This window comes from Neisseria sp. P0014.S009 (genome assembly GCF_051958155.1).
Lineage (GTDB): Bacteria > Pseudomonadota > Gammaproteobacteria > Burkholderiales > Neisseriaceae > Neisseria > Neisseria flavescens_C.
On record NZ_JBQCVS010000003.1, the window covers coordinates 70,811 to 87,670 of the forward strand.

Sequence of the window (16,860 nt, forward strand, 5' to 3'; positions counted from 1 at the left end):
GTTCATACGGCACCATAACAGGACATCACCATGATTCAACATGCAGGCTTGGGCTACCGCCGCGACTTGGCGGAAGACTTCCTCTCGCTTTCAGACGACAGCCCGATACGCTTTATCGAAGCCGCCCCCGAAAACTGGCTGAAAATGGGCGGCAGGGCGCGCAAACAGTTTGACCGCGTGGCAGAACGGCTGCCGCTGGCGTTGCACGGATTATCCATGTCATTGGGCGGACAAGCCCCACTGGATACCGACTTGATAGACGGAATCAAAGAAATGATGCGCCGTTATGACTGCACGTTTTTCTCCGACCATTTGAGCTATTGCCACGACGGCGGTCATCTTTACGATTTGTTGCCGCTGCCTTTCACCGAAGAAATGGTGCAACATACCGCGCGCCGTATCCGCGAAGTGCAAGACCGATTGGGCTGCCGCATCGCCGTAGAAAACACCTCCTACTACCTGCATTCCCCGCTTGCCGAAATGAACGAAGTCGAGTTCCTCAACGCTGTTGCCCGTGAAGCCGACTGCGGCATTCATTTGGACGTGAACAATATTTACGTCAACGCCGTCAATCACGGCCTGTTGTCGCCTGAAGCCTTTTTAGAAAATGTGGACGCAGAGCGCGTGTGCTATATCCACATTGCCGGACACGACGTGGAAACGCCGGAATTGTTGATTGATACGCATGGCGCGGCGGTTTTGCCGACGGTTTGGGACTTGCTCGAACTGGCCTATGCCAAGCTGCCGACAATTCCGCCCACACTGTTGGAACGCGATTTCAATTTCCCGCCTTTTGCCGAACTCGAAGCCGAAGTCGCCAAAATCGCCGACTATCAAACGCGTGCCAGAAAGGAATACCGTCGTGCAGCCTGAAACCTCCGCCCAATACCAACACCGCTTTGCCCAGGCCATACGCGAAGGCAAAGCCGCCGCCGGATTGCCGCAAGAGCGGTTGAACGTCTATATCCGCCTGATACGCAACAATATTCACAGCTTTATCGACCGCTGCTATACCGAAACGCTGCATTACTTTGACAGCGAAGAATGGGGCCGTCTGAAAGAAGGTTTCGTCCGCGACGCACGTGCCCAAACGCCCTATTTTCAAGAAATCCCCGGCGAGTTCCTCCGATATTGCCAAAGCCTGCCGCTTTCAGACGACCTCTTGGCATTGATGGACTTTGAACACACCCAGCTGCTCGCCGAAACCGCTCAAACCGACAGCCAAGCAGTCCATACAGATTCAGACGATTTAGCGTATACCCTTTCTCCCACCGCCTTTGTGCGCCGTTATCCGTATGATGTGACCGACGAATTGCAGGAGGCGGAAACTGCCGTTTTGGTGTGGCGCGATAAGGAAGACGACGTGATGTATCAAACGCTCGACGATTTTGACGCATTATTGCTGGAAACGCTGGCAGAGACGCCCACTTCCCTAAACGGCCTGCAAACCATGCTGGCAGAGTTCATGCCGTCTGAAAACGCTTGGCAGGACGCATTAAGGCAGAAATGGACGGATTGGCTGAAACAGGGCATTTTGGTTGCGGCATAAATCAAGGCCGTCTGAAACGGGCGCAGTCGGTTTCGGTAAAACAAAAATACTACTGAAATCGTTTATAGATTCAATCGCATGCTCTTGCCGTATCAGCGTAAAATCAAAAGTATATTGATCATTCCTTTCATTCTGATACATTATGGCCCTACCCGAACTGACCGATGCCGAGCTTGCCGAATCCCGTAAACTGCTGCTGCGCTTTGCCCATATCCAGCTTCCCGACCGCCCCGATTTGGCGGAAGACCTCGTACAGGAAACCATGCTTTCCGCCTACCGTGCGGCCGAGGGTTTTAAAGGCAGCGCCCAAGTGAGCAGCTGGCTGTTTGCAATCTTAAAAAACAAAATTACCGACTGCCTGCGCCAAATCGGGCGGCAACGCCAAGTTTTCGTCACGCGCGACGAGGAAGCCTTGGATGAAGCCTTTGAAGGACATTTTGTCGCCGACGGGCATTGGACGGACGAAGGACAGCCTCAGGGTTGGGACTCGCCCGAAGCCAGTTTGAACAATAAAGAGTTCTACCAAGTTTTACAGACCTGCCTCTACCATCTGCCGGAAAACACCGCCCGCGTGTTTACCATGAAAGAAATTCTCGGTTTTTCAAGCGATGAAATCCGCGAACAATGCGGCATCAGCCATGCCAACTACCACACCATCATGCACCGCGCGCGCGAAACCTTGCGCCAGTGCCTGCAAATCAAATGGTTCTCCCATGCCTGACAGGAAAACGCCATGAAAAAATGCCGCAAAATAACCGATCTGATTTCCAAACAGCAAGACCAAGTGCGTCTCAGTCTTTTTAACCGCATTGCCCTTGCCGTGCACCTGTCGCTCTGCCCCCGTTGCCGCGAATATAAGAAACAGCTCGAATTAATCAGCAACGCCATGCACAAGATATTTCGATGATTCAAAAAAGGCCGTCTGAAACCCACCCCTGTCAGTTTCAGACGGCCTTTTTGTATCTGCTTAATTTATCGCTAACCTTGAATAAGCCATGGTTTGCCACTCACTTTTTTAGCAGTATTTGTTTTCAAACTTGCGCCGTTGTCCTTTGTCTTTTGAGGCATGGGAGAAAGATTCTGATACGGTAGAACAAGATAAAGGCTGTCTGAAAGATAGATTTCAGACGGCCTTTTTCACGGCTTTTAGTGTTGTTCTTCCGGCTCGGGTTCGTCTTTGCCGAACCAGTTGTCAAAGCGGATGGTGTATTTCAACTCGCCGCCGGAGGAGCGCGTGCCGATGCGGGCAACGGCTTGGATGGCGCGGGTTAGTTGGTACACGAGTTTGACGGATTGTTCGGCGCTGGAGATGCCGTATTCGTAACCTGCGTAGAGGTTGTTGGTAAGCTGTTTGCCGACGGTCAGGACTTGTTCGGCAGGGTTGAGCTCGCCGGTTTGGGCGTTGCGGCTGCGTTTGCTGGTAAAGCCCAAATCATCGACAAGGCCGATGCGGTCGTTGACTTGGCCGGCAAGCAGCGCGCTGGCGGCCGCAGAGAGCGTGGCATTGTCACCGTCGCTGCCGCTGCTGGCACGGTTGAGGATGAGCCAGGAGAGTTTGTCTTTTTCACTCATGGCTTCCTTGGCAACCAAGGTCACACGCGGATTGCTGAGGCTGCCGAGGACTTCGACACCTGCACCGACCGGGGAGAGACGGCGTTCGGCACGGATGTTGAGGTTTGGATTGGTCAGCGGGCCGACAAAGGAAACCGATCCTTTGGTGATGTCGAGGTCTTGACCGTAGGCTTTGTAGCGGCCTTTGACAACGCGCACGGTACCGACGCCTTGGACGGCTTCGCCCGGACGGGACGTGATGGCCAGTTTGCCACCGATGGTAACGTCTGCGCCGTAGCCGACAAAACGGACATTGTCGTTGATGTTCAGGGTAAGGTTCATGTTGATGGGCGTGGTGGCCGTTGCTTCTTTTTTGGTTTCGCCCAGTACGACCACGTCGTCGTCGAGGGTTGGCATGGAGGATTTTTGCGAACCGAACATGCCGTAGTCGGTGTTGAGCGTGCCGTTGAGCGATATGCCTTTTTCCGGATTGTAGAGGACTTTGGCCGCGCCGGAGAGCTGCAGTCGGCGGTTTGGACGCGAGAGGGTGCGGTATTTGTCGAAGACGATGTCTACGTCGACATCGGGGTTGGCGTTGGCAAGGTTGACCGCGCCTTTGAGTTCAATCGTGCCGCCTCGGTGGAATTTGAGGCTGTCGATGACCCATTTTTGACCTTGCAGGCGTGAACGCAAGACGCCGTTATCGAGAATCAGGCCTTGGGTTTGATGGCGGTAATAGAGGTTGTCGCCGTTAATCTGGCCGCTCAGTTGCGGATCGTTCAGACGGCCTGCCAAGTTGACGGCGGCGTTCAGACGGCCTTTGAGGGTTTGGCCGACGGGCAGGAAGTTGCGGAAGACTTCGAGGTTGGCAACATTCAGGTTGAGCTTGCCGCTCAGGGGGGCGGTGTCGAAGCTGCTGCCCTGACCGATGTTGACGGTACCATCGGCCCGGCCGTAATTGGTTTGGAGGTCGAGGTTGCTGTTGACGGTGGGCGAACCGAGTCGGCCGCCGATGGTGGTGGTCGCGTTCAGATGGCCTGCAATGCCTTGGGCTGTGGCCGGCATAAAGGATTTGAGCGAGCCCAAATCGGGAACGCTGATATTAACCTTGCCGCTGACGGGGGCGTTGTTGATGTTGTTGCCGAACTGTTGGGCGATGCCGAGCGTACCGTCAACTTTGCCGAAGCGGGTGTTGCCTTCCAGCGTGCTGTCGATGCGGCCGTTTTGGAAACGGGTGCGCAGGGCGAGTGCGGAAAGTCCCAAAGGCTGTTTGTTTTTCGGGTCTTTGCTCGGCAGGATGATGTCGCCGCTTTGTCGGCTGATGTTGAGGAAGCCGCGCGCGTTTTGACTGTACGCCAAATCCCAGTCGCCGCCCAAGACGAGGTTGTGTTCGATGGGCGGGGTGTAGAAGTTGTGCAACTCGGTAATGTGCAGATTTTGCGCGCTGCCTTTGCTGGTAATGCCGGCTTTTTTGTCCCAAACGAAATTTTGCAGGTTGAGGCTGCCGCCCATGGCCGCCCAGCGTGCGCTGCTGAGGGAAACGCGTTCGCTGCCGGCTTCGAGGTTGAGGCGGTTTTGCAGTTTGAGGTTGAACGCGCCGCTGATGTCGAGCGTGTCAACCGTGCCTTTCCATTGGGTTTGGTCTTTGTTGAGGCCGCCGGCGGCGTCGAGGTCGAGCTTGTAGCGTTTGCTGTCCACCGCCATGTTGCTGTTACCGCGGATGTGGTGGTGCGAACCGGTGCCGCTGATGAGCAGGTTGACGTTGTCGATCATGGCCGCGCCGCCGGAGACGGCGATGTGTTCGCCTTTGATGTCGGCACTCAACGGACGGTTGGTGTCGGGCGAACCTTTGAGCTTGAAGTCGAGGGTGCGGATGTTGACGGCATCGGCGACTTTGAAGTTGCGCGCTTCGCCGTTCAAATCGGCTTCAAGGGTTTTGAGGCCGTCTGAAAAGCTGCCGGAGATGTAGCCGCGCGCGTTGAGCAGGCCGCCCAAGCCGAAGCCGAAACGCGACAAATCGGGGGCGGTAATGTTGAGGTTGAGGCGGTCGCCTTTTTTGCCGAAGCTGCCGTTGGTTTTGACGATGTTGCTGCCGAGGGTCAGGTCGGTCAGGGCGCGCGAGAGGTGTTTGTTTTCATAGGCGACGTCGGCTTTGCCGCTGAGCGGAACGCCGTTGAGCGTACTCGGTGCGAACTGCATTTTGCCGGCGAATTTTTCTTGCGCCAGTATGCCGGTCAAGTTGATGTTGCCGTTGACGCTGCCTTGCGGAAGCTGCGGATCGATGCGCGCAGGGTTGAAGGCTTTGCTGACGATGTCCAGTTGCAGTTTGCGGTCTTTGAAGAGTTCGAGCGAGCCTTTGGCGTTGAGTTCGCCGCCGTTTTGCGGAACCAGGCGGACTTTGTCGAGCTTGAGCGTGCGCTGGCCGAGCTGTTTGTCGGTTTGGAAAAACAGCATGCCGTCTGTACGCGCAAATCCGCTGTCGAGATTCCAGTTGACGACAGGGGAGGAGGTTTCGCCTTTGACGTCGATACTGCCGTTCAGACGGCCTGCGATGTTTTGACGGACAAAGTCGTCCGCGCCAGTATTGTTGATGCCCAGTGCGAGTTTGAGCTGGTCTTGGGCGGTGTCGATAGAGCCGGATACATCGATGCTGCCGTCTTTGAGCAGGCCGACGCCGATGTCTTCGATTTTGACCGTGCCTTTGTCGTCGACGATGAATTCGCCGAGGATGCGTTTGACGGGGATATGGTTTTCATCGGTAAAACCGGCTTGGTCGTTTTCCAAGTCAATCGAGCCTTCCAACGCAACGCCGTCAGTAAAGGACGGAATGGTGGTGGCGTCGAAATTCAGGCGCGCTTTGGGCAGGGTGGGCAGGAAGGCCTGCGGATTGATGTTGGAACCTTTAACCAGGATTTCGCCGACGGTTTCGTTGAGGCTGTCGGCGAATGGGTGGATGGTGGATTTGGCAGACAAATGAACGTTGTCGCCGTCGAGCAGCAGGTCGGTGTACACGTCTTGCAGACTGCCCCACAGGCGCACCGTGCCGTGTATGGTTTCGCCCTCAAGCTGGCCTTTGGTGTAGATGGCAGTATTGAGGACGTAGGGTTTATTCAAACCGAGCACCACCGCGCCTGTCGAGCTGCTCCAGGGCGTGTCGGCGGTTTTGATGTGGAGGCGGTGTTCTTTTTTGTCGTAATGATAGGCCGCGTGCAGATGGTCGAGATAGACGGTCTGCTTGTCAAAACGCTTGCCCACGCTGATTTTGCCGGTTTCCAAACGGTCGAGATAGGCGGTAACGGGCAGGTCTATGCTGTCGGGCAGCCCTTTTGAAGGCTCTTCTTCTTTGGGCGGCGTGCGCTTGGTCACGATGGCGATGTCGCCGGCCACGACTTCGGTAATATGCAAAGACGGACGGAACAGCTCGGACGGTTTCCAATCAAAGCGGAAGTTGCTGATTTTGATGTCCGCACCTTCTGTTTCAATCAACCATTTATCGCCTTCAAAACCTTCAATCAGCGTCCCCTTCAGCGTGTCCGAAGAGATTTTGACGCCGAACCATGACGGGATTTTGTACAAACCGAAACGCAAACCCGATTCCGTACCGACCAGCCAGCCGATTGCGCCGGCAGAAACGGTCAATACGCCCAAGGCGGACAGGACAAAGCCGCGCAACAGGCGTTTTTTGCGCTTTGGCGGGGCGGGCTGTTGTTCAGACGGCGTGGAAGTGTTTGCAGTATCGGTCATGATATTTTTCTGTTTGTCTGTTGTTCAGACGGCCTGGAATGGCTGAGGCCGTCTGAAAGAATGGATGGTGTATGTTTGTTAAAACCTTGTGCCCAAGCTGATGTGCCAGCGGATTTTTTTGTCGTGGTGGCCGTAGGCAATGTCGAAGGAGAACGGCGCAACCGGGCTGAACCAGCGCACACCCAAGCCGGTACCGTGTTTTAAGGTCATGTGTTTGAAGTTGCTTGCCGCATCGCCGACATCGTGGAAGATGGCGCCGGAGAAGCTTTTGGTAACCGGGAATTGATATTCGAGGCTGCCGACCACCAAGGCGCGTTGCGGCAGGACGGAGCCGTTGGGGCCGGCCAAACCGATGCTGTCGAGTTCGTAACCGCGTACGGAAGTCGCGCCGCCGGTGCGGAACATCAGGCTGGAAGGCACTTCTTCGCCTTCGCGGGCATAAACGTAGCCGGCCTGTCCGCGTACGATGAATGTACCGATTTTTTTGTTTTCAGGCGTGAAGAAATAGCCTGCCCGTGCCGTAGCGCGCGCCATTTGGGTGGAGGAGAGGAATTTGCCCAAGGTCGAGCCGATTTTGCCGTCGAGGTAGTAGCCGTTTTGAGGATGCAGCTCGGTTTCGATGCTTTGCCGTTTCCATGAGGCGGTCAGCATGGTGGCATGGCTTCGGCCCAAATCGTAGCTGGTGTCGGGGACTTTGCGGTCTTCGGTAATGAATTCGAGGCCGAAGCGGGCATCGATATTGTTGCGGTCGCGGACATACCAAATGCCGCTGGACAGGGCGCGTTTTTCAAGGTTTTGCGTGGTCGAGCGGTTGTAGGAAACGTTGCTTGTCCAGTAGTTGCCGCGGTTGTTGCGCGGTTGGCTGATACCGGCGGCCAGCGTGGTTTCGTATTTGTCCATGTCCCAAACGACCGAGCCGATGTAGCCTTTGTTGAAGAGGTTGTAATAGTCGTAGGCGATGCGGCCGCCGATTCCGTATTCGGAGTCGTAGCGGATACCGGTTTCCAGTTTGTGGCGTTTGACTTCGGTCACGTTGATTTTGACGGGAACGCGGTCGCCTTGCAGTTGGTCGAAGTCGGCCTGTACGGACGCGCCCGAGTAGTGGCCGTTTTGTTCGAGCGCCTGTTGCAGGTCGAGGATTTTGTCTAAGTCGTAAGGCGAACCGGGTTGGAAGCGCGCCATGCCGGAAACCACGCTCTCAGGGTAGCGGCGCGTGCCGGTGATTTGGAACTCGCCAAAGTAAATCGGGCGGTTGCTTTCCACGATGACGTTTAAGTCGGCCTTTTGGGTATTGGGATTGATGGTGGCTTGGGTGGTGGTGAGTTTTGCCAATGGATATTTTTTGCGTGTTACCGCGCTGAGGACGGAGGTTTTACTTGCACTCCAGCCGTCTTGGTCGAAGTTTTCGCCAACGGGCTGTTGCCAGTTTTCCATTGCATTTTGGTAGTATTCGGCCAAGTTGTCGTCATTCAATACGTCGCCGAGGATGGCCACGCTGACGTTGTCGACTTTGGTGCGCGGACCGGGGGTAACGTTGACGGTATAGCTCTCGCCGTGGTCTTGAATATTGACGTTGCTGTTGAAATAGCCTTTGGTCCGGAGCATGGTTTCGACGTTGTCGGGCGCCTCTTCGGCGAGGAAGCCGACCTGCTCTTTATCCAGCTCTTCGTCCTGCTGCTGGGTAATCAGCGGCAGGTATTCTTCAAGCATTTCTTTGACTTCGCTGTCTTGGGTGTCGATTTTGACGGGAAATTTGGGCTTGAGTTTGCCTGTTTGGTCGTCTTTGGGCTGCTTGGGCATTTCGGATTCGGGAACGGCCTCGTAGTCTTCCGCTTTGGGAACGGAAGTATCTACTGCCAACGCGTGTCCGTAGGCGAGCGCCAATGATGCAAATAAAACAGGGTAGGTCAGTTTGGTCATGATGTGTGTTCGACAGCGACAATTCTTCAGTTTGGGGATTTTAACATTATTTCTGCAAGGTTTCAGGCTATGGTTATAAACGGAAATTTAGCGCGATAATGTTGCAAAATGTGACGTAAGGGCGGATTTTGGTTTGTTTCTATCTGATTGTAATATTTATGTTTTTGTATTTTGATTGATGAAGTTGCCTTTGTATTCGGCCTTATGGCGCAGATTTCAGGCCGTCTGAAAGCAAGATATAGAGAAGTAAAGCAACGGTATGGGCATACTTTAAAGTAGGGTTTGAGCGGGTTTGACTGTATTTTTGGTATAAAGTGCCAACTGTGTCATAAATGCTAAACTTTAATGCTGTTTTTGTGAGGTGTGCATGAAAACCTCGCCGACAAATGATTTTTTATTTTAGAATGTAAGACTTTTTTAACATATCTTTAAATTGAAGGAACGGATATGGCAAGTGGCAATCCGCTTTTAAACGCGATCAACAGCGTCAGCCTGGTGGTACAAATCGCCATCGGCTTGGTTTTAGGTATTCTTGTGGGCGCAGTTGCGCCGCAAGTCGGTATCAGCGCAGGACTGCTGGGCAGCCTGTTTGTCGGTGCGCTTAAGGCTATCGCACCGATTTTGGTATTCGTTTTGGTGACTGCCGCCATTGCGCAACACCAAAAAGGCAATCAGGCCCACATCAAACCGATTTTGATTTTGTATATTTTTGGTACGTTCGCAGCCGCTGTGGTGGCGGTTGTCGCCAGTATGGCATTCCCGACCACGCTGATTCTGCGTGCGGCAGGCGATGTGTCCGTTGCGCCGCCTTCCGGCATTGTCGAAGTGTTGAAAACGCTGCTGATGAATTTGGTGGCCAACCCGATTAACGCGCTGGCCAATGCCAACTATATCGGCATTTTGGCTTGGGCTTTGGTATTGGGCGCGGCTTTGCGTCATCACGGTTCGGATACGACCCGCCAAGTGGCGGCCGACTTGGCCGATACCGTTTCGACCGTTGTGAAATGGATTATCCGTTTTGCGCCGCTGGGTATTTTCGGCTTGGTATCTTCTACTATTGCGGAAACCGGTTTTGAAGCGCTTGCCGGTTATATGCAGCTGTTGGCCGTATTGCTCGGCTGTATGCTGTTTATCGCTTTGGTGGTCAATCCGATTATTGTGTGGACGCAAATCCGCAGCAATCCTTTCCCGCTGGTGTTTACCTGCCTGCGCGAAAGCGGCGTGTATGCCTTCTTTACCCGTTCTTCCGCCGCCAACATCCCTGTGAACATGGCATTGGCGAAAAAACTGGGTCTGCACGAAGACACTTACTCTATCTCCATTCCATTGGGTGCAACCATCAATATGGCCGGTGCGGCAATCACCATTACCGTTTTGGCGATGGCTGCGGCGCACACGCAAGGCATTACGGTTGACTTCGCCACTGCCTTGCTGCTGAGCCTGGTGGCTACCGTCAGCGCGTGCGGTGCATCCGGTGTGGCCGGTGGCTCGTTGCTGCTGATTCCGTTGGCGTGCAGCCTGTTCGGTATCGACAACGATGTGGCCATGCAGGTGGTTGCCGTCGGCTTCATCATCGGCGTGATTCAAGACTCTGCAGAAACTGCGTTGAACTCTTCCACCGACGTTTTGTTTACTGCCGCTGCCGATTTGGGCCGCCAACGTAAAGAGTAATTTTTAGGTTTAAGCTCAACCCGGCAAAGGCCGTCTGAAAAGTTTCAGACGGCCTTTGTTTTATGCAAATAAAAGGGATTTTTAGATGGTCAAGCCGATAGATTGTTTTGGTCGGACTGACGGTATCCGCTGTCATCAGTCGGATTTTTCCCGTAAAATACAGTCTTGAATGTATTTGAGGGTAAGCGGATTAAATGGTTGATCTTACCTTTGCATGAGAGTGAGACAGACTAGCATCTCATCGGATTATCTGGTTGATGCTTCACCTACTGCTGGTGCATGTTTCCTTCGCTAATTCCAGCAAGAACCCCACACGCCTCAACTTCCCGGTCATCGTTGCAACTCGCTCTCAGTGAAACGAGTTGTTTCTCAAGCGCTTGCAGAGCGGTTATCTGCGACCGCACATGAGAGATGTGATCATCGAGCAAGGCGTGGACGGCGGTACAAGGCTGATGAGGGTCGTCCTGATAGCTCTGTAGTTCGTGAATCTCAGCCAGTGACAGGCCCAGGATTCTGCAGCGACGGATGAAGGCCAGCCCCTCACCATGCTTCTCGGTATAGACACGGTAAACGTTGTCCTGCCGATCAGGCGGAGGCAATAAGCCCTGCTGTTCATAGAAGCGGATCGTCTGTGTTTCGACCCCTACCAACTGCGCCAACTGACCAATGCGCATCAGCCTCCTCCCCAACGGATTCTTTACTCTATTGACCTTATAGTAGCTTTATAGTTTAAAATGGTACCACAACATTGTTCAAGTGGAGTCATATTATGAGCAAATCCTGTGGTGGCGCCTGTGGCGGTGATGCAACGTCCGTAGCGGATACCGATATACAGGCCTCCTCCGAGGCGACAGGGAGATGGGTCAGTGTTTATGCAGTGCCGAAGATGGACTGTCCATCAGAAGAACGAATGATTCGCCTAGCCCTGAACGGCTTTGAGGAGATTCGGGCGCTGTCCTTCGACTTGTCGAACCGCCGGCTGAAGGTCGTGCATGACGGCGAGATCGAGCCCGTCACCTCGAAACTGAAGACCTTGGGGCTAGGCGCCTCGCTTCAGGAAACCGTCGCTGCAAATCCAGAGACCATCAAGGCCGCCGAGTTTTCGGCAGCTTCTGCTAAGCAAGAATCCTGGACCCTGCGCTGGTTGCTCGGCATCAATGCACTTCTGTTCGTAGTGGAAATGACTGCCGGTCTGATCGCCCAGTCCACCGGCCTGATTGGAGAATCCCTGGACAATTTTTCCGATGCGGCGGTGTACGGGCTTGCCCTTTATGCGGTTGGACATAGCGTGAAAATGCAGGTACGTGCCGCGCATCTTGCTGGTGTACTGCAACTGATCTTGGCTGTGGGCGTGCTCGTAGAGGTGGTGAGACGCTTTGTATTCGGTAGTGAGCCTGAATCTCTGGTGATGATGGCTATCGCATTCGTCGCATTGATTGCCAATACCAGTTGTCTGCTGCTCATATCCAAACATCGGGAAGGCGGGGCGCACATGAAGGCAAGCTTGATATTCTCGGCCAACGACGTGGTGATCAACCTGGGGGGCATCACCGCCGGCGCCCTGGTCGCGTGGACCGGTTCCAATTATCCAGATCTGATTATCGGCACCATCACGGGGGTGATTGTACTTAACGGTGCCAGACGCATTTTGGCGTTGAAGGGTTAAATAATGCTCATTATTGGCAAAAAGCTCTCGCCGTATGCCCTATTGTCCATATCGGGCCTGCTGGCAGCGTCTGATCAGGCTGTAAAGTGGCTGGTGCAGCAATCAATGGCCTATGGCGAGTATGTTTCGGTGACCCCGTTCTTTAACTGGGTGCACCTATGGAACACCGGTGCCGCATTCAGTCTTTTTGCGAATGGTGGAGGCTGGCAGCGCTACTTTTTTATCGGAATCGCGGTAGTGGTCTCGATTTTTCTGATCAAGCTGATCCTTGAAAATCGTCATAAAGGAGAAGCCATCGCTTACAGTCTTATCCTCGGTGGCGCCATGGGCAACCTGATTGACCGGGTCTTTCGCGGCTATGTTGTGGATTCCTTTGATTTCTATTGGCGAGACTGGCATTGGCCGGCCTTCAACCTGGCTGATATTGCAATTGTCCTCGGTGCCTTACTTTTCGTTTCCAGCAGCTTGTTGGGTAAAAAAGCAAACACCAATGCCGAGTCGGATGGATCTGACTGACACCTACGCCTATACAACACCATGACCGAACTTCCCGACAACATCCTTCACCTGCCGCAATACCAAGTACTGGGCTGCAAATCAACCGACGACGAAATGCACTTCCAGGTGGACGTGCCCGATCCCATCGCCTGCGAGGAATGCGGCGTGCAGGGTGAGTTCGTACGGTTCGGCAAGCGTGACGTTCCCTATCGTGATCTGCCCATCCACGGCAAGCGGGTCACTCTCTGGGTGGTCCGCCGCCGATACACCTGCCGGGCCTGCAAGACAACATTCAGGCCCCAGCTACCGGAGATGGTGGACGGATTCCGTATGACACTGCGGCTGCATGAGTACGTGGAGAAGGAATCCTTCAACCACCCCTACACCTTTGTGGCGGCACAGACCGGCCTGGACGAGAAGACGGTGCGCGACATCTTCAACGCCCGCGCCGAGTTCTTGGGGCGCTGGCACCGCTTCGAGACGCCCCGCATCCTGGGCATTGACGAGCTATACCTGAACAAGCGCTACCGCTGCATTCTGACCAACATTGAGGAGCGAACCCTGCTCGACCTGCTGGCCACCCGCCGCCAGGACGTGGTGACCAACTACCTGATGAAGCTGAAAGACCGGCAGAAGGTCGAGATCGTCAGCATGGACATGTGGAACCCCTACCGGGCAGCGGTCAAGGCTGTACTGCCCCAGGCCCGTATCGTGGTCGATAAGTTCCATGTGGTGCGCATGGCCAACGATGCCCTAGAGAGAGTGCGCAAGGGCCTCAGAAAGGAGCTGAAACCGTCCCAGAGCCGGACTCTCAAGGGAGACCGGAAAATCCTGCTGAAACGCGCTCACGAAGTCTCAGACCGGGAGCGCCTCATCATGGAGACCTGGACAGGCGCGTTCCCGCAACTGCTGGCCGCCTACGAGCACAAGGAGCGCTTCTACGGCATCTGGGACGCCACCACACGGCTCCAGGCAGAAGCCGCCCTGGACGAGTGGATAGCCACCATCCCGAAGGGCCAAAAGGAAGTCTGGAGCGATCTGGTCAGGGCAGTGGGAAACTGGCGTGAAGAGACCATGACCTACTTCGAGATGGACATGCCCGTCACCAACGCTTACACGGAGTCCATCAACCGACTGGCCAAGGACAAGAACCGTGAAGGGCGCGGTTACTCCTTCGAGGTGATGCGGGCACGAATGCTCTACACCACGAAGCACAAGAAGAAGGCACCGACTGCGAAGGTCTCTCCTTTCTACAAGAAAACCATCGGTTACGGACTGCCGGACTTCGCAGAGGAACTCAACTACGGAGTCGATCTATCAACCATCTGAGGGTGGTATCAGATTGATGGGGTGAAGGTGCCCCATCAACCATTAAATCCGTATACCCGTATTTGAGTTATCCTTTTCAGACGGCCTGGCCGTCTTATCAAATTTGCAAAAACAATGATTAAAAAAATATTCTCATGGTTCGAGTCCCGCATCGATCCTTATCCTGAAGCCGCTCCGAAAACGCCTGAAAAAGGGTTGTGGCGGTTTATTTGGAGCAATATTGAAGGCGTGCGCAAATGGATTGCCGTGTTGGCCGTGTTTACGGTCGGCGTCGGCATCATGGAAGCCTTGATGTTCCAGTTTATGGGCAAGGTGGTCGACTGGCTCGGCACTTATACGCCGCAAACGCTTTTTGTTGAAAAAGGCCATGCATTAATCGGCATGATGGCCATGGTGGCATTTTTTGCCGTTTGGACCTTTTTCGCTTCCAATGTACGCCTGCAAACCCTGCAAGGCGTGTTCCCCATGCGCCTGCGCTGGAATTTCCACCGCCTGATGCTGGGACAAAGCCTGGGCTTTTATCAGGACGAGTTTGCCGGCCGCGTGTCCGCCAAAGTCATGCAAACCGCGCTGGCGTTGCGCGATGTTGTGATGACCGTTGCCGATATGGTTGTGTATGTGTTGGTGTACTTCATCACTTCCGGCGTGATTCTGTCCTCATTCGATGCCTGGCTTATCGTGCCGTTTATCTGCTGGATGATTGGATTTGCCATGATTATGCGTTTCCTGATTCCCAAACTCGGCAGAACCGCTGCGCGTCAGGCTGATGCGCGCTCACTGATGACCGGACGCATTACCGATGCATATTCCAATATCGCCACCGTCAAACTCTTCTCCCACGGCGCACGCGAGGCTGCTTATGCCAAGCAGTCGATGGAAGAGTTTATGGTAACCGTCCATGCCCAAATGCGTTTGGCAACGCTGCTGTATACCTGCAGCTTTATCGTCAACAGCTCGCTGACCGTCGGCACAACCGCTTTGGGCATTTGGCTTTGGTATCACGGTCAAGTCGGCGTGGGCGCGGTAGCCACCGCCACGGCCATGGCATTGCGTGTGAACGGTTTGTCGCAATACATTATGTGGGAATCCGCCCGATTGTTTGAAAACATCGGTACCGTCAACGACGGCATGGCCACCCTGTCCAAACCCCACACCATCCTCGATAAGCCGCAAGCCCTGCCGCTGAAAGTTACCCGAGGCGAAATCAAGTTTGAACACGTCGATTTCTCCTACGAAGCAGGCAAACCGCTCCTCAACGGCTTTAATCTGAACATCAAACCCGGCGAAAAAGTCGGCTTGATCGGCCGCAGCGGCGCAGGCAAATCCACCATCGTCAACCTGCTCCTGCGCTTTTACGAACCGCAAAGCGGCACGATTTCGATCGACGGCCAAAACGTGGACAGCGTAACCCAAGAAAGTCTGCGCGCCCAAATCGGTCTGGTAACGCAAGACACTTCCCTGCTGCACCGCTCCGTGCGCGACAACATTATCTACGGCCGCCCCGATGCCACAGACGCCGAAATGATTTCCGCCGCCGAACGCGCCGAAGCCGCCGACTTCATCCCCAACCTTTCCGACGCCAAAGGCCGGCGCGGTTATGACGCACATGTCGGCGAACGCGGCGTGAAACTTTCCGGCGGCCAGCGCCAACGCATCGCCATCGCCCGCGTTATGCTCAAAGACGCGCCGATTCTGTTGCTTGACGAAGCCACCAGCGCGCTCGACTCCGAAGTCGAAGCCGCCATCCAAGAAAGCCTCGACAAAATGATGGAAGGCAAAACCGTGATTGCCATCGCCCACCGCCTCTCCACCATCGCCGCGATGGACCGCCTCATCGTCTTGGACAAAGGCCGCATCATCGAAGAAGGCAGCCACACCGAGTTGCTCGCGAAACAAGGCCTGTACGCCAAACTTTGGGCGCACCAAAGCGGCGGTTTCTTGAGTGAGCATGTCGAGTGGGAAAACAATTAAACGCTTTGAAAGAAGATAAAAGGCCGTCTGAAAACATTTTCAGACGGCCTTTATTCATGAAGCAAAGGGCAGGCGGGATAACCGCCCTTTTCAGTTGAAACCTTAGTTTTTTACAGCCCCAGCGACCAAGCATTTTGGTGTTCGGACAAGTCTTCCAAGCGGTTTTCGTAATGGGCGAAGATTTCTTCGATGATTTCGTCTTCGTCGTCGATGACGCGGATCAGGTTCAAGTCCTCTTCCAAAATCAGGTTTCTGCCCAGCAACTGCTCGCGTATCCAGTCCAACAGTCCCGCCCAAAATGCTTTGCCCACTAAGATAATCGGGCGGTCGGGCGTTTTGCCAGTTTGCACCAAGGTCAGGCTTTCAAACAATTCGTCCAACGTGCCGAAACCGCCGGGCATGACGACATACGCCACGGCGTGTTTGACGAACATGACTTTGCGCGGGAAGAAGTGTTGGAATTTAATCGACAAATCTTGATACGGATTGGCTTTTTGCTCGTGCGGCAACACGATATTCAGCCCTACCGCCGGACTTGCGCCTGCAAACGCGCCTTTGTTGGCCGCTTCCATAATGCCCGGCCCGCCTCCGGAAATGACGGAAAATCCGGCATCCGACAGCTTGCGTGCCAAGCGCAATGTGAATGCGTAGTCGGGATGGTTTTCGGGCGTGCGCGCGCTGCCGTAAATGCTGACGGCCGGCTGAATGGCGCGCAATTCTTCGCCGGCTTCGACAAATTCGGAAATAATCTTCAATACATGATACGACTCGCGCGCCTGAATATCGCGGCGTGTTTCGTCGGGCAGCATGGGTTTGGGCAGTTTTTTGAGCAGGCTCACGGCTTTTCCTTCGTGTTTTTATGTGCCGTATTGTAACCCGAAAGGGGCAGGCCGTCTGAAAGTCGGGTTTCGGCGGCAAGTGTGCCTGCCACATTTTCAAAAGCCCGTTACAATATCTGCTT

General features: G+C 54.4%; 13 protein-coding genes. 9 read left to right on the forward strand and 4 right to left on the reverse strand.

Annotated features, from left to right (window positions below):
- Positions 1-30: 30 nt before the first annotated feature.
- From ACTHS4_RS03735 to ACTHS4_RS03750, 4 genes are all read left to right on the forward strand, one after another.
- The gene (locus tag ACTHS4_RS03735) at positions 31-873 is read left to right on the forward strand and encodes an HvfB family MNIO-type RiPP peptide maturase (RefSeq protein WP_070826717.1); all 843 of its coding nucleotides are present in this window, start codon (positions 31-33) and stop codon (positions 871-873) included.
- The gene (locus ACTHS4_RS03740) at positions 863-1,549 is read left to right on the forward strand and encodes an HvfC family RiPP maturation protein (protein WP_070826718.1); all 687 of its coding nucleotides are present in this window, start codon (positions 863-865) and stop codon (positions 1,547-1,549) included. Before ACTHS4_RS03735 ends, ACTHS4_RS03740 begins: the two co-directional genes overlap by 11 nt.
- 142 nt (positions 1,550-1,691) lie before the next feature.
- Positions 1,692-2,270, forward strand: coding sequence for a sigma-70 family RNA polymerase sigma factor (locus ACTHS4_RS03745; protein WP_070826719.1), 579 nt, complete (start codon positions 1,692-1,694; stop codon positions 2,268-2,270).
- A 12-nt stretch (positions 2,271-2,282) separates the two neighbouring features.
- A complete protein-coding gene (locus ACTHS4_RS03750) occupies positions 2,283-2,456 on the forward strand; it encodes a zf-HC2 domain-containing protein (RefSeq protein ID WP_141745160.1) in 174 nt (57 codons plus the stop codon).
- Between the two features lie 239 nt (positions 2,457-2,695).
- On the opposite strand, the gene ACTHS4_RS03755 is transcribed toward ACTHS4_RS03750, so the two are convergent.
- Both ACTHS4_RS03755 and ACTHS4_RS03760 read right to left on the reverse strand, forming a co-directional pair.
- Positions 2,696-6,844 carry a translocation/assembly module TamB domain-containing protein gene (locus ACTHS4_RS03755; protein WP_440365516.1) on the reverse strand — a complete coding sequence of 1,383 codons (4,149 nt, stop codon included), beginning with the start codon at positions 6,842-6,844 and terminating at the stop codon, positions 2,696-2,698.
- Between the two features lie 78 nt (positions 6,845-6,922).
- The gene (locus ACTHS4_RS03760) at positions 6,923-8,764 is read right to left on the reverse strand and encodes an autotransporter assembly complex protein TamA (protein WP_440365517.1); all 1,842 of its coding nucleotides are present in this window, start codon (positions 8,762-8,764) and stop codon (positions 6,923-6,925) included.
- Positions 8,765-9,211: 447 nt separating this feature from the next.
- Here ACTHS4_RS03760 and sstT point away from each other — a divergent pair, with 447 nt between their 5' ends.
- Positions 9,212-10,435 carry a serine/threonine transporter SstT gene (gene sstT, locus ACTHS4_RS03765; protein WP_101755695.1) on the forward strand — a complete coding sequence of 408 codons (1,224 nt, stop codon included), beginning with the start codon at positions 9,212-9,214 and terminating at the stop codon, positions 10,433-10,435.
- A gap of 266 nt (positions 10,436-10,701) precedes the next feature.
- Here the strand turns inward: sstT and cadR are convergent, their stop codons facing one another.
- Complete coding sequence (cadR, locus tag ACTHS4_RS03770) at positions 10,702-11,109, reverse strand: Cd(II)/Pb(II)-responsive transcriptional regulator (RefSeq protein ID WP_440365518.1); 408 nt, start codon at positions 11,107-11,109, stop codon at positions 10,702-10,704.
- Positions 11,110-11,204: 95 nt separating this feature from the next.
- On the opposite strand from cadR, the gene ACTHS4_RS03775 reads away from it, so the two are divergent.
- The 4 genes from ACTHS4_RS03775 to ACTHS4_RS03790 all read left to right on the forward strand — a co-directional run bounded on the left by ACTHS4_RS03775 (position 11,205) and on the right by ACTHS4_RS03790 (position 15,899).
- Positions 11,205-12,101 (forward strand): cation transporter, encoded by an 897-nt coding sequence (locus ACTHS4_RS03775; protein WP_440365519.1) that lies wholly within the window; start codon positions 11,205-11,207, stop codon positions 12,099-12,101.
- Positions 12,102-12,104: 3 nt separating this feature from the next.
- Complete coding sequence (gene lspA / locus ACTHS4_RS03780; protein WP_003821921.1) at positions 12,105-12,617, forward strand: signal peptidase II; 513 nt, start codon at positions 12,105-12,107, stop codon at positions 12,615-12,617.
- Between the two features lie 21 nt (positions 12,618-12,638).
- The gene (locus ACTHS4_RS03785) at positions 12,639-13,928 is read left to right on the forward strand and encodes an ISL3-like element ISPpu12 family transposase (RefSeq protein ID WP_049331821.1); all 1,290 of its coding nucleotides are present in this window, start codon (positions 12,639-12,641) and stop codon (positions 13,926-13,928) included.
- A gap of 114 nt (positions 13,929-14,042) precedes the next feature.
- A complete protein-coding gene (locus ACTHS4_RS03790; protein ID WP_440365520.1) occupies positions 14,043-15,899 on the forward strand; it encodes an ABC transporter ATP-binding protein in 1,857 nt (618 codons plus the stop codon).
- Between the two features lie 110 nt (positions 15,900-16,009).
- Here ACTHS4_RS03790 and ACTHS4_RS03795 read toward each other — a convergent pair whose 3' ends face one another.
- Positions 16,010-16,738: a TIGR00730 family Rossman fold protein gene (locus ACTHS4_RS03795; protein ID WP_003747857.1), complete on the reverse strand. Its 729-nt coding sequence runs from the start codon at positions 16,736-16,738 to the stop codon at positions 16,010-16,012.
- Positions 16,739-16,860 lie beyond the last annotated feature (122 nt).

Excerpts from the sequence above, each read along its gene's own strand:
- ACTHS4_RS03735 (WP_070826717.1), top strand. The coding sequence starts at position 31 with ATGATTCAACATGCAGGCTTGGGCTACCGCCGCGACTTGGCGGAAGAC.
- ACTHS4_RS03745 (WP_070826719.1), top strand. The coding sequence starts at position 1,692 with ATGGCCCTACCCGAACTGACCGATGCCGAGCTTGCCGAATCCCGTAAA.
- ACTHS4_RS03750 (WP_141745160.1), top strand. The coding sequence starts at position 2,283 with ATGAAAAAATGCCGCAAAATAACCGATCTGATTTCCAAACAGCAAGAC.
- ACTHS4_RS03755 (WP_440365516.1), bottom strand. The coding sequence starts at position 6,844 with ATGACCGATACTGCAAACACTTCCACGCCGTCTGAACAACAGCCCGCC.
- ACTHS4_RS03760 (WP_440365517.1), bottom strand. The coding sequence starts at position 8,764 with ATGACCAAACTGACCTACCCTGTTTTATTTGCATCATTGGCGCTCGCC.
- sstT (WP_101755695.1), top strand. The coding sequence starts at position 9,212 with ATGGCAAGTGGCAATCCGCTTTTAAACGCGATCAACAGCGTCAGCCTG.
- cadR (WP_440365518.1), bottom strand. The coding sequence starts at position 11,109 with ATGCGCATTGGTCAGTTGGCGCAGTTGGTAGGGGTCGAAACACAGACG.
- ACTHS4_RS03775 (WP_440365519.1), top strand. The coding sequence starts at position 11,205 with ATGAGCAAATCCTGTGGTGGCGCCTGTGGCGGTGATGCAACGTCCGTA.
- lspA (WP_003821921.1), top strand. The coding sequence starts at position 12,105 with ATGCTCATTATTGGCAAAAAGCTCTCGCCGTATGCCCTATTGTCCATA.
- ACTHS4_RS03785 (WP_049331821.1), top strand. The coding sequence starts at position 12,639 with ATGACCGAACTTCCCGACAACATCCTTCACCTGCCGCAATACCAAGTA.
- ACTHS4_RS03790 (WP_440365520.1), top strand. The coding sequence starts at position 14,043 with ATGATTAAAAAAATATTCTCATGGTTCGAGTCCCGCATCGATCCTTAT.